This window comes from Asaia lannensis NBRC 102526 (assembly GCF_024054035.1).
GTDB classification, from domain to species: Bacteria; Pseudomonadota; Alphaproteobacteria; order Acetobacterales; family Acetobacteraceae; genus Asaia; species Asaia lannensis.
This window is the reverse complement of sequence record NZ_JAMXQU010000009.1, coordinates 33,503-45,985: the sequence shown is the minus strand read 5'-3', so window position 1 is coordinate 45,985 and position 12,483 is coordinate 33,503. Positions and strand designations below refer to the sequence as shown.

12 protein-coding genes are annotated in these 12,483 nt (G+C 57.5%); 1 reads left to right on the top strand and 11 read right to left on the bottom strand.

What is annotated here, in order from left to right:
* Nucleotides 1-75 precede the first annotated feature (75 nt).
* Nucleotides 76-1,212, top strand: a complete 1,137-nt coding sequence (locus NF685_RS11410; RefSeq protein ID WP_252849698.1) for a tyrosine-type recombinase/integrase — start codon at nucleotides 76-78, stop codon at nucleotides 1,210-1,212.
* Nucleotides 1,213-1,930: 718 nt separating this feature from the next.
* Here the strand turns inward: NF685_RS11410 and NF685_RS11405 are convergent.
* From NF685_RS11405 to NF685_RS11360, 11 genes are all read right to left on the bottom strand, one after another.
* Nucleotides 1,931-2,119 carry a hypothetical protein gene (locus tag NF685_RS11405; RefSeq protein WP_252849697.1) on the bottom strand — a complete coding sequence of 63 codons (189 nt, stop codon included), beginning with the start codon at nucleotides 2,117-2,119 and terminating at the stop codon, nucleotides 1,931-1,933.
* Nucleotides 2,116-2,244 (bottom strand): hypothetical protein, encoded by a 129-nt coding sequence (locus NF685_RS14305; RefSeq protein WP_289847452.1) that lies wholly within the window; start codon nucleotides 2,242-2,244, stop codon nucleotides 2,116-2,118. Before NF685_RS14305 ends, NF685_RS11405 begins: the two co-directional genes overlap by 4 nt.
* Entirely contained in the window at nucleotides 2,241-2,447 is a 207-nt protein-coding gene (locus tag NF685_RS11400) for a hypothetical protein (protein ID WP_252849696.1), read from the bottom strand. The genes NF685_RS14305 and NF685_RS11400 overlap by 4 nt, the downstream gene beginning before the upstream one ends.
* On the bottom strand, nucleotides 2,444-2,683 hold the full coding sequence (locus tag NF685_RS11395) for a hypothetical protein (RefSeq protein WP_252849695.1): 240 nt from the start codon (nucleotides 2,681-2,683) through the stop codon (nucleotides 2,444-2,446). Before NF685_RS11395 ends, NF685_RS11400 begins: the two co-directional genes overlap by 4 nt.
* A 257-nt stretch (nucleotides 2,684-2,940) precedes the next feature.
* On the bottom strand, nucleotides 2,941-3,501 hold the full coding sequence (locus tag NF685_RS11390; RefSeq protein WP_252849694.1) for a lysozyme: 561 nt from the start codon (nucleotides 3,499-3,501) through the stop codon (nucleotides 2,941-2,943).
* A 96-nt stretch (nucleotides 3,502-3,597) separates the two neighbouring features.
* Nucleotides 3,598-3,894 carry a hypothetical protein gene (locus NF685_RS11385; protein WP_252849693.1) on the bottom strand — a complete coding sequence of 99 codons (297 nt, stop codon included), beginning with the start codon at nucleotides 3,892-3,894 and terminating at the stop codon, nucleotides 3,598-3,600.
* Nucleotides 3,895-4,121: 227 nt separating this feature from the next.
* Nucleotides 4,122-5,054, bottom strand: coding sequence for a hypothetical protein (locus NF685_RS11380; RefSeq protein WP_252849692.1), 933 nt, complete (start codon nucleotides 5,052-5,054; stop codon nucleotides 4,122-4,124).
* Nucleotides 5,051-5,584: a hypothetical protein gene (locus NF685_RS11375; RefSeq protein WP_252849691.1), complete on the bottom strand. Its 534-nt coding sequence runs from the start codon at nucleotides 5,582-5,584 to the stop codon at nucleotides 5,051-5,053. The genes NF685_RS11380 and NF685_RS11375 overlap by 4 nt, the downstream gene beginning before the upstream one ends.
* 535 nt (nucleotides 5,585-6,119) lie before the next feature.
* The gene (locus NF685_RS11370) at nucleotides 6,120-8,630 is read right to left on the bottom strand and encodes a TonB-dependent receptor (protein ID WP_252849690.1); all 2,511 of its coding nucleotides are present in this window, start codon (nucleotides 8,628-8,630) and stop codon (nucleotides 6,120-6,122) included.
* Between the two features lie 372 nt (nucleotides 8,631-9,002).
* Complete coding sequence (ybaL, locus tag NF685_RS11365; RefSeq protein WP_252849689.1) at nucleotides 9,003-10,748, bottom strand: YbaL family putative K(+) efflux transporter; 1,746 nt, start codon at nucleotides 10,746-10,748, stop codon at nucleotides 9,003-9,005.
* A gap of 342 nt (nucleotides 10,749-11,090) precedes the next feature.
* On the bottom strand, nucleotides 11,091-12,452 hold the full coding sequence (locus NF685_RS11360) for an 8-oxoguanine deaminase (RefSeq protein WP_252849688.1): 1,362 nt from the start codon (nucleotides 12,450-12,452) through the stop codon (nucleotides 11,091-11,093).
* Nucleotides 12,453-12,483 lie beyond the last annotated feature (31 nt).

The following is a 12,483-nucleotide window of genomic DNA, read 5'->3' as shown; positions in this document are numbered from 1 at the left end:
GCCAACGCACCGCCGCATCGGGTCGCGGATCATGTTCCGGCCCGAGGATATCAAGACACTGATCGAAAGCCTCGAATGCCCCTTAAGATCGTCTCACGAAAAGGACGGAAAGACCTCTACATACGCGGAACCGTCCGAGGACAAAGCCTATACGAGAGCACTGGAACGGCTGACCCGAAGCAGGCAGAGGCTTACCGGGCCAAGCGGGAGGCGGAACTCTGGGCCGAAAGCGTCTATGGCAAGCGCGCGGTCGTAACCTTCGCAGCGGCTGTAACGGCCTATCTTGAGGCCGAGCAGCGCAGCGAGACCACGCTGAATCATGTCGAACGGCTCTTGAAGCATTTCGGAAAGAGGAAACTGACCTCGATCGGGCAGGGAGATGCGGACGAGGCGTGCAAGGTGCTGTTGAGGGACGGGGCGAATGCCTCGCCCGCTACGAAAATCAGAGGCGTGCTGACACCATTGCGCGCCATTCTGGAATTCGCCGCCGTGCGTGGATGGTGCGATAAGCCTGCATTTCAGCCGCCGCGCGTTCCGCAGACGAAAATGCTGTTCATTCGACCAGACGAGGCGGTCGATCTGGTTAATGAAGCCGCGCCGCACGTCAGGCCGTTGCTGGTATTTCTGATCGGCACCGGAGCGCGCATGTCCGAGGCGCTGGACCTCGATTGGTCGGACGTGGATCTACCTGCGGCGCGTGCGGTTGTCTGGCAGAAGCAAGGAACAGAACGACACATAGACTTGCCGCCCGTGGTCGTTCTGGCGCTTGCCGGTCTGCCTTATCGGTCGGGGCGCGTGTTCCGACCTGTACGTTCGGCGCGCGGGTCGCAAGGGCTTGTGATGGGAGACGCCTATTATGACACCGGGCGGAACGGCGGGGGCCAGATCAAGAACGCTTGGGCCTATGCCTGCAAGCGTGCGGGACTACCGGGCCGCGAACGGGTCTGGACACCCAAGGGAGAGACGAGGGAACGGCGCGTGTTCGTTCCGAGCCTCACCCCGCACTGCCTGCGCCACACATGGGCGACGTGGCATTATTGCGTTAACAAGGATCTGCTGAAGCTGAAAGAGGATGGCGGATGGCAGACGATTACAATGGTCACGCGCTACGCGAAGAAAATGCCGGACCATCACAGGGAGGCGGTAATTCGCTGGCTTGAGAACACGGACTGGCCCGATATCGTCTATGCGGGCCAGATCGGGGCCACTTAGCGACAGACCCGCGAAAGTGGCAACGATAACAACCACTTACCACGTTGTCACTTTGCCTTCACACGGCAGGGGTCACAGGTTCAATCCCTGTCGCACCCACCATCCTCACCCGCAGAAATCCGCCGTTTTTTGAAGATTGTAGGGCGTTACCCTCGCACTATGCCGGTCTAAACCGAGCTACTACGGTGTAGGTTCGTCCAGCCCGACCCGTGCAAAATCCGTGCAGTTTGTTCGTGGTTTGTTCTCGCTCATGACGATTCGCGCACGGACCTGCTTGTAATTGACTCCCTACATATGTTCGCGTTCTGTTCTAACTTATGACAGACCTGATCCGAGCCGCCGAGGAAGACGTGACATTTGCCATCCGCATGTCGATTTCGCTCGACTATCGGGGCAAGCCGAGGCGCGTCAACGCGAAGATGAGTGGGGCTGAGATCGATGCGCTGGCCCAGAAAAACACCGAGCAGCTGAAGCGTTCGAACCTGTGGCCACATAGGGGGCCGGGAGCGCCCGTGCGCCAGGCGCCAGACTACTCATTGGCGTGGCGGGAAGGGGATGTGGACCCACCTCATAAGCCACATAACGAGCGGGAATCACGAAACGTTATTTTTACGTTACTCGACTCCGCATCGTGCGTTATGAAGACGGGGCGCGATGCATAAGCGTACGAGCGGCCCAGTTTAGGACGGGGTACTTCCTGGCCGGGCCGCTCTCGATCTCACAAAGCCTGAATGGCTGCATCCGTAGCCTGCGCCTGCTTGAGCGCAGCGGCGATCTGCTCAGTCGTCGGGCCATCACCGGACTTGCTGGCAGCGATAGCGTCCTCGATCACCTGAATGATGTTCGGCACTTCCTCAACAGCGGCAACGACGCCCTGCACGATTGCGGCGATGAGTGCTGCGTTCATTTCAAGGTCTCCGTCGCGATCTTGGTCTGAAGCGTGGCAACGGCGGCTGTCGCGGCTGATACTTCAAGCGCGGTAAGGGGATTGGATGACTGAAGATCGGTCCCGAGTGGCGTGATGACCTTCATCGCATCGGCACTGGCTGTTTTTTGATCTCAGTTTTGATTGGCGGGTCTGCGCTCGGCTGCTGGGCGAGGGCGAGCGGCGCCGTGGCGTTGTACGCCTGAATGGTGGCGTAACCGGCCTTGCGCAGATTGGTCTGGCTCACGCCGGAGCACGCCGTCAGGCCGACAAAGCCGATCAGCGCGAACAAGGCAAAAAGTCGTTTCATTTGGTAGCGCCTTTCGTGTCATCCGCATTCGCAGCATGTTTGCCGTTCATGCCGATGCTGTTGACGAGGGTGTAAAGAAATAACCATTTCGACCCGTCGGGCGGGCGTGGCCAGTACCGCGCGATCACTGCCGCAAGGGCAATGAGGAATGTCCCTATCGTGGTGATATCGCCGACATAGGCCGCCGGGATGAATGGAAGAATCTGGGCGAAGAGAGCTTGCCAGTCGAAATTCATAAAGTCAGGCTTTCTGGAACAGGCTTCGGCTCGAAGCGAAAAGGTTGAAGCTACTTTTCGATGAGCGACAGCGTTAATATGAGGGGAGTCTTCAACTTGGGAATTTATTGCTTTGGAAATAAATTTTTTTGATCTGGTTGATTTATATGTCTCTGTTATAGAAAAATATCTGTTCTGAAAATCGCAATGTATTGTTGTTTTTATACCATGCTGCGGCGAATCGGTTTTGCGTAAAGTATACCAACGATTTATCCAAATCAGACGGCTGTTCCGATCCTGTCGCAAGAAGGGGTGGCAGACGTCAGTCGAGCCGATTGATTGCAGGTAAACAGGTCTGGTTGATCGGGCGGGGATTGGCCATTGAATACGGCGTATTCAATCTGTCTGCGTTTTTTCAGGCCGGGCAGTGTAATCAGCTTGCCTCTCACAGTAGCTTTATCCCAGCGCAACAATTCGCGCCCGGCAGCTTCGAGCTGGCCCAGGTTGAGCACGCGAATGAGCGTCGAATTGCGCATTGCCGTGTTGCCGATATTGAATTGCCAGGAGAGCAGGGCGCCTTCCTGCTGGGGCGCAAGCGGCACATGAACGCAGGATACAAGATCGGCCCGTAGCTGAACCAACGTCCGTCTAAGCAGGTCCAGAGCCGCAGCTCTGGTCAGGGGCCTTGTTTGTGGGGTTACCGGTCGGTTCGGGGCTATAAAGCGGTTGCCGTAACCGATCGTCCAGTAACCTGCAGGACAGAGGTAAGGTGCAGCTTTGAACCCCTCGAAATCATCACGGCAGATAAGCGATGCCGCAATACCGATCGAGTCACGCATCGAAAGCTCCTTTCCATTGGTGATTGGGATTTCTGTCTTTGTTTACCGATCGCTGGAGAACGAGCCGGTCACAGCTCGTAAAGGTTGCTCGTCCGGTCAGGCTGGAGCGTGCTTTTCAACGGGGTGTGCTGAGGGGATAGCTATGCCGGAATGGCAGAGTGCCTCACGCAGAAGCGTGTTCTGTTGTCTCAATTCTTCGATGAGACGCAAATTCTCTTCTTCGCGTTGTTCCAGTTTGTCGACACGGGCATTGAGCCGCGCAAGGGCTTCTTTCTGAGTGTTTATCGTATGGCGTGCGCCCGCTGCACCGAAGCCGATCAGCCAGCGAACCGTGAAAAGCGCTCCGCCGAAAACCGCCACCCACCATGGCTGCGGTTGAAACTCGTCTGACATGCCAGATCATCCCACGCCGGGCTGATATTCGAGCAGCCCAGAGAAGCAGTGAAGCGAGATCCGCCGGTGTCGTGCGCCACAATGTTTATGAAACACGGGAGCACATCCCGGCACAGTCGGGCCTATTTCTCCCTCTGTCATGATTGTCCTTGCTCTCGCTGTCCGAGTTCGAGCTGCCCGTGCTGGGCGGGTGCAGAAAGACCACCACACCGATGTATCCGAGCCGCTCACATTGCCGGACCCAGGGCCACCCAGTGCCACGCCCCGAGAGCGAAGACAGCCAGATTGGGTTTCGAGGCATTGTTGACGTCGTAGTAGCAGGCCAGCGCTACGCCATTCGAAGGGACGAGAGCCCTGAGGCTTTCGATGCTGTAGCAGGCCGGGCTGTAATAGGCCCCCTTGAGTGGGCCGGTCACAGTGCCACCCTGTACAGGGAGGTAGTTTCGCGCCGCCTCATCGCGGTCAAGCTTGTTCGCAAGGCTGGCGTCGACCGCTGCGCGGGAAGCATATGTCTGTGTGGCAACGTCCTTGGTAAGAAGGGGCGCAGTTGCGGTATTCAGTTCCGATCTGGTTGCCATGGTCCCGTGCAGATCATCGATCCGCGCTTCCTGACCGGCTTCAGCAGCCATTGCACGCGACGTTTCTTTAGTGACCATTTCGGTAACCGTTGCAGGCGTTGCATAACGCGCATCGGCATCTCGCGCCGTGAGATAGGCGGCGAGGCGGGTAGCAAGTCCATCTGTCGTAACTGACGAGGCTTTCAGCTCGGCCGCTGTGGCGTCGAGCGTTGCTTCGGCCGCTTTTGCGCGGTCGGCTTCCGCTTCAACGGCCATGCCCAGCTGTGCGGGCGTGGCGAAGAGTGCCGCCGCCGTCGAGCCCATGAGATAAGGCTTGAGAGCCATGTCCAGATCGGTTTTTGCAACGCTCGATGTGGAAAGTATCTCGATATCGGCACTGTTTTGCGCAACACGGTTTTGGAGAGTCTGCAAACTAACCCGTGCAGTCCCGTCAGGGTTCTTTTCCGTGCCGATCGCAGTCTCAGGGGCCAGGCCATTTGGCGGGCGGAAGCTGGGCGCACTTCTTGCGGTTTGCAGCGTGATGAGTGATGTCACAAGCAGCCCAGTCAGGGCGAGGGAACGCAGGCGGTCTGATCTTTTCATGATAGCGCTCCGAGGCGTGTAGGAATGCCTGCATTGTTGTACCAGCCCGTCCCCGCCGTATCGGGATCGGTGGGCAGTGACATGAGCCAGCGATCCATCATTTCATCCGTGACCCGATCCATCACGCTGCCCGGCGCAGGGGGGGGCTCGGCGGGGAAAAGTGAGGGGCGGGCCATCACCATGATGCGTGCAACGACTTGATGGTTGGCATTATGGCTTGTGACGGCGCAGATGGTCACGGTTTGCAGACCGGGTTCACTCCAGCGGAACCAGGCCGTGACGATTGTCCCGAAGAGGTTCGTCCATGCGGGTTTGAGTGCTCCTGCATCGAACCGGAATGCGCTGATATATTCGCCGGGTGCCAGGAGGGCATCGAAATCGATACTGTAATCCCCACCGCCGTTGAGCGAACTGGGGGGCCAGACAAGGTCGGAGTGCAAGCTGGTGCAGGAATTTACGCCGGGATAGCAACCCGGGCTCGAATGCTCGCGTGCGGGACGCAGGATATTGGCGCTGGGACGCCATGTCATGAGGCGTACTCCTGATTATGAATGGATTGCGCGCAGCCTGTACCGAAAACCGATTGGTCAAACCGGTCCTTTTCAGGCTGCTTTATCGATCCGTAGGGAATGAAAGGGGCGGTAAACGCCAGATCTCGCTTATCGAGGCTTCTGACGGCCGATGGTGTTGTCGCGATGACCGGGAAAAAAGCCTCTCGGCCCGCAGGGAAGATGCGCAAAACCGGGGACGCGTATCGTCTTTGCGGGCTCGTTGACAATTTATCGCCGATGCGAAGATCGGGAGAGAATCGCTTGATCGCTTACTGGAGAGATGGCGCGCTGTTCTGCGCAGCAGCATCACTATACAGGGTTGATAGCATAATCTGACGATAATTTCGAGAACTAAACGTGAATAGCCCAGTCTGAAACATGGACGCTGATCGACATTCCTTGTGTTTGCTTATCGATCGACCCGGCCTCAGGCCGCACTATGAGAAACCGGATTGAGCGTTCTCGATTGAGTTGGGCGGGTCACCGTTCAAAACGAGCGGTGACCCGTCCCGTGTCAGAATTCACTCGACAATGTTGCCAGCGCAGCAAAGGGAGAGGCAATCTTGTAGGTCGGAACCGAGCCGGAAATCGTCTTGCCGAATACGCCCGTTGTCGGGTTGGCGTTTGCCTGTGGCGACTGGATCCAGTTCAGATAGCGGTTATCGCTGATATTCTGCAGGTTCAGGCGCAATACCGGGCTTTTGAAAATACTGACTTTCGGCAGACGGTAGCCCAAGCCGATATTCATGCGCACATAGCCAGGAATGCTCTGATCATTCATGAAAGTCGCATACTGGCGCGCTACATATTTCAGATTGAAGTTGGCGAAGCGCGTTCCATCGTCGTAATCGAGACCGAAACCCACCTGCCAGTCCGGGGCCTGCGGTGCTTTTTTGCCCGCGCTACGTACGTAGTCTGCCCCCGTGCCCGAACCTGCGGGAATATTGCTATCGGTCACCGCATGGAGATACTCAACAGAGACATAGGGACGAATATTATAAATGGGACGTGTGCCGATTTCAGCATCGAACCCATCGGAATGCATGCCACCTGCGTTGATGTTGGTCGAATAGAACGCGCCGGAAACCGGGTCCTGTATGGATTGCGTATAGAGCCTGTTGGTGAAATTATAGTGGAAGTAGGTGATGGACGAGGAAATGATATCGTCCTGATAACGCCACCCTGCCTCTTCCGAGATCGATATTTCAGCCTTCTGCTCCGGATTGGCGAGTGTTGAGTACAGTCCTGTCTTCTGGTTGAAGCTGCCCGAGTCATACAGGGCGTAGTTCTGCGGCATGCGGAAATTGGTCGAAACCGAAACGAAAACCTGATTATGGCGGTCGATCTTGTAGCGTATCGCAGCGGTGGGGAGTGCCTGATTGTAATCGGTCGTTACATATTTGCTGCGCACGTCAGGCAGGTAATTTGTCCCGGAACGTTTTACAATCGAGTATTTCAGGCCAGCGTCGATTGTCAGCTTGTCATGAAGCAGAGACAGGCTGTCGCCAATAAAAGGCGTATGCACCTGCGTCTGTGTAAGTGTGTTGCGATACTGTGCCTTTGCCCCGTTGCTCAGCACGACGTTGTTCTCATCTCCCCACTGGCTCAGCGGCGTGCCATCGGCTCCGACGAAGCTGTACGGCGCAGTCTGACGCTGCTTGGCGTATTCGAACCAGTAGCCGATCATCAGACGGTTGATGCCTGTTGTCAGGGTCAGTTTGGTTGTGGCGCCCGGACGATAGGTCTCGGTAAGGGAAGGATTATAGAGCACCTGCATGCCTTTACCTGCGCCGTTTACGGTGCCCGACAAGGTTTGCGTACCGTAGACGAATTTCGACATATCCTGATACTGGGCGCCGCCGCCATTACCGTAGCCGTACCAGAAATAGGGTGTTTCCGTCAGGACCAGGTGGTCGTTCAGTCTGAAGGTGGACGGCATGGAGGCGTAGATGTTGGTAAAAGGATTGGGCCGCGTCTTGTAGTAATTCACCGATCCGGCTTTTGTCGGTGTGTAGTAATTGGCCTCGTAGACAGTGTTCACCGGATCCGAACCGGTCAGACCGCTGCCGCCTATGGGGTTGGTAAAGCCTGTCCCCCATTTATTCCAGCTTGCCTTGCTTACATTGGGATAGGCGTTGTTCTGGATGTTGTTGCCAACCACGGCAAGCGAGACGCGATTGCCGTCACCCCAGTCATTGACGATTTTCATTTCGCCATGTTTCTTGTTGTCCCAGCCGGGACCGCGCCAATGGTCGGCGCGCCCCTGCGAGTAGGAAAAATAGGAACGCAGATTGGTCGCTCCGATCCTGCCCGTATCGAAGCGCAGAAAGCCACGTGTCGAATTGAACGACCCGTAGGTCACATCGACCATACCGCCCATCTTGTTCTTGGGGTCGATCATATACATGTCGACCACGCCGCCGGAGGCACTGATATGAGGGCTGTCCAGATCGGCTGACCCTTGCGCGAGACGCACGGTTTTCAGGTTCTCTGCATCGACAATCTCCTGCGGATAGACTGCGAAATTGCCGATATCGTTGATGGGAAAGCCTTCGAGCGTAAAGCCCATCTGGGACTCTGTCAGGCCGCGCACCGACATGTTGCCACCGGTCATGCCCAACGGATCGGTATCGGCAACATTGGCACCGGGCAGAAGTGCGATCAGCTGCATGGGGTTAAGTGCGGGATTCTGCTTGGCGATGAAATCACGCGTAACGGCGGATACCGATTTAGGGCTGTCCGAAGGGGTCATGAGGCCACCGCCAAAAGCCCTTCTGGTCACTCCATCACCGTAATTATGGCCGGTCACTTCAATACGCTCATCCGTTGGAGATGTCGCACCGAGCATGGAGGGCGCTGTTTCCTGCGTGCGGGAAGGGCGGGAAGGTGCGTTTGTATGATTGGATCGGCCTGCATGTTTTGCTGCAGATCCTGCATTGGCCGTGGCGGCGCAGGCTCCTCCGGGCTGAACAAGCAGCGTGACGAGTGCCGTCGTGCCAAACAGGAGCGCAGTGCGTGGAAACATCGCGTTGATCTTTCGAGCCATAATCCGGTTTCGTATCATTACGTTACATAAATGAGGGCACGAAACGCACGAAAACGGTTGTTTCGATACCGTGGGGACGATTGTCACCACCGGATTTTCTATTAATCGTAAGTATATGACAGCGATGTGAAATAGAGGTGGCGTAATACTCGAAGCTGTCTACTATGTCAGAAAAGCCACAATCGAAACATTTAGACACATTTCAGGCGGATCAAAGCTATCCGTGCGCAGCGCGGGCAGAAGATTGCGTTGTGGTTGCGTTGTTGCTGCGCTGTCTGCCAGATCGCCCGGTTCGGGAGAATGGCAGGCAAACGGAACATGTTGCCGTTCTGGCAATGCCGCCAGACGGATTCAGGCGGGAACAGGATCCAGCCCATTCTCGGCCGCAGGGTCGGTCAGGGGCGGGCGTGAGTCGAAGGGAAGGTCGGTCACGGCCATGGCGAGCATGGCCAGGGCCATTTCACGCTCGCCCATGATAACGTGATTGGCCCCAAGTTCTCTCAGATGCTCGACCGCGCTATCGAAATGCGCGCGTGCAACGATCATGATATCCGGATTGACGGCCCTTGCCTGCGCAATGATCTGTCCGGCCTCGAATGGCTCGGGGATGGCCACCATCAGAAGACGCGCCTTTTCGAGATTCATGGCCTTGATCGTGCGGGCTTCAGCCGCATTGCCAAGCATGAGTTCTACCGTGTCGCGTGCCGCAAAAGGGTCGGCCATTTTCCCGGTTTCGACCACAAGGACCGGCCACCCGTTCTGGACCAGCCCTTCGACCACCAGTCGCCCGACCCGTCCGCAGCCCACGACCACGGCATGACCCTCGAAATGTGTCGGCGTGGGAGGTGGCAGAAGAATTCCGGCCTCATCGCCTGCGATTGCGGTGGGTGTGGGGGCGTGTCTGGTAATCCATGCCTCGATACGTTGTGTCGCGATCAGGATGAACGGATTGATCAGGATCGAGAGGATGGAAGCACCGAGGATGAGATCCTGTGCCCGACCATCGAGGACCTTCATCTTGATACCCAGCGCGGCGAGAATGAACGAGAACTCGCCGATCTGTGCGAGACCGCTGGCAATGAACAGGGTGGTGTTCCATGGCTGCCGTAGAAGTCTCAGAATGGCGATAACCGCAAGCGGCGTGCCAACGAGAATAACGAGAAAGGTCATCAGCAGGGGAAGCGGCTGACGTATCAGAACCAGCGGATTGAACAGCATGCCGACGGAGATGAAGAACAGCACCGCAAAGGCATCACGCAGGGGGAGTGTTTCTGCGGCTGCACGGTGGCTGAGTTCAGACTCGCTCAGCACCATTCCGGCAACGAAAGCGCCCAGCGCGAAGGAGACGTCGAACCACTCCGTCGCCATGAAGGCGACACCGAGTGCCAGAGCGAGAAGTGCCAGGCGGAACAACTCGCGCGAGCCCGTATGGGCGACATAATGCAGGATTGCCGGTATGACACGACGCCCGACAACAAGCATCAGCGCCATGAACGCTGCCACCTTGCCGATCGTCAGGGCGATCGAAAGCCCAAGCCCGGACAGGCTGATAGCTGCATGATCGCCCCCTGTCATGACAGGCGCAAAAATCGGCAACAGGACAAGGGCAAGCACGGTGACCAGATCCTGTATGATCAGCCAGCCAACGGAGAGCCTTCCTCGCTCGGTCTCGATAAGTCGCTGCTCCTGTAGCGTGCGCAACAGGACGACCGTACTGGCCACGCTCAGCGCGATACCGAAAATGAGGCAGGCGCCGGCAGACATGCCGAGCGACCACGCGACGGCTGCACCGATACAGACCGATGCCACGATCTGGAGCAGGGCACCGGGCACGGCAATTGCCTTGACCGAAATCAGGTCTTTCAGAGAGAAATGCAGCCCCACGCCGAACATGAGCAGAATGATGCCGATTTCAGACAGCTCGGCAGCCAGAGGCTGGTCGGCCACGAAGCCCGGAGTGAATGGCCCCACGGCAATGCCTGCAAGCAGATAGCCGACAAGGGGAGAAATCCGTATGCGCTGGGCAATCGTACCCAGAATGAAGGCCAGTCCCAGCCCTATGACGAGGATACCGATCAAAGGCGTATCGTGGCTCATCTGAATGCGGAATCCTGAACTGAAAGACAAGAATTATGGCTCATTACTGATCTTGTTCTGTCGAGACCAGTTTCGCAATGTGTCTGGATCGGCTGCGACTGTCTCCGTACAGATGCATGAGCGTGTTTCAGTGCGCTTCTCAGCCCGTGTCGTCGCTTGTGGGAGTGCTGGTCTTCACGATCGTCTGTTTGCGATAGGTTCATGGGCGTGCCCTTACTATGTGGGCGAAGATTTCGTATGTTGATACCGGTCACGACGTACACCGCCCTGACCGGTTCCCATAACTTGTCGTGTCAGACCCGAAGGGCCTTCACGCCCGACCAGCGGCCCGAACAGGCACCCTCAATCGAGCTTTTGCATTCTGCGTGCAGCGTGCTCATGCGCGCGCAGGATGGTTTCAAGACCCGACTGGCAGGGTGCGCCCTCCGACACCAGAATGCGCCCGTTGACGACGGTGGTCCAGGCCGTAGCGGGTGCGCAGCGCAGGAGCGCCTCGACAGGATCGCTGAGCGCGCCCGCCTGCGAGAAGGGAGGAAGCTGCCAGATCACGAGATCGGCGCAGGCACCTGGCCTCAGATGGCCGATTTCGTCTTCCCGGCCCAGACAGGCAGCCCCGCCACGAGTGGCCATGTCCAGTGCATCGCGTGCCGTCATGCTGTGCGGTCCGTTGCGATATCGCCCGAGGAGGAGGGCCATACGCGCTTCCAGCCAGAGCGAAGCATGATCCGTCGAGGCGGAACCGTCGCATCCCAGCCCGACTTTCATGCCACGACGCCGCAAATCCATGGCATCGGCTGATCCGCCACCGATCATCATGTTCGAGCATGGGCATTGCGCTGCACAAACGCCTCTGTGGGCGAGGCGATCGATTTCGTCGGTCGCAGGATAGATGTAATGCGCAACCCAGGAGCGCTCGCTCGCCCAGCCCGAGCGCTCGAAATATTCCGTCGGGGTGCAGCCATAAACTTCCTGACAGTAGCGGTCCTCGTCGTGGTCTTCTGCAAGATGGGTGTGAAGACGCACATCGAGGCGTTCTGCCATCGATGCGCTCTCTTTCATGATCGTTTCTGACACGCTGAACAGCGAACAGGGCGCCAGCGCCACGCGTATCATCGCGCCCGGCGACGGGTCGTGATAACGCCGGATCAACCGCTCGCTATCTTCCAGAATCGTATCTTCATCCTGCACCACGCTATCCGGCGGCAGGCCGCCATCCTTGACCGAGCGCGTCATGGAGCCACGCGTCGCATGAAATCTGAAACCGATCTCACTGGCGGCCCTGATCTGTGCGTCGATCAGATTGGGACGAGGGTGCACGTAATGGTGATCCATGGAAGTGGTGCAGCCACCAAGCAGCAGTTCGATCATGGCGACATAGGAAGAGAGATAGACACTCTCTTCATTCAGCGTGGCCCAGAGCGGGTATAGGCCCTTCAGCCACTCGAACAATGTCCCGTTGACCACAGGAGCGTAGGACCGTGTCAGGTTCTGGTACATGTGGTGATGGGCATTGACCAGGCCTGGCGTCACGATACGGCCATTGGCGCAAAGGCGCGTTTCAGCCTTGGGTGGCGTGGTCGTCATGGGGCCATGGCTGACGACACGTCCGTTCTCTATGAAAATCCAGCCATTGGCGATTTCCAGCCCACGATCGAGATAGAGGAAGGCATCGGTAATGAGCAGTGAGGTGCGAGGGGCAGACATGGACGGCTCCGTATCGAGATGAAGAGGCGTT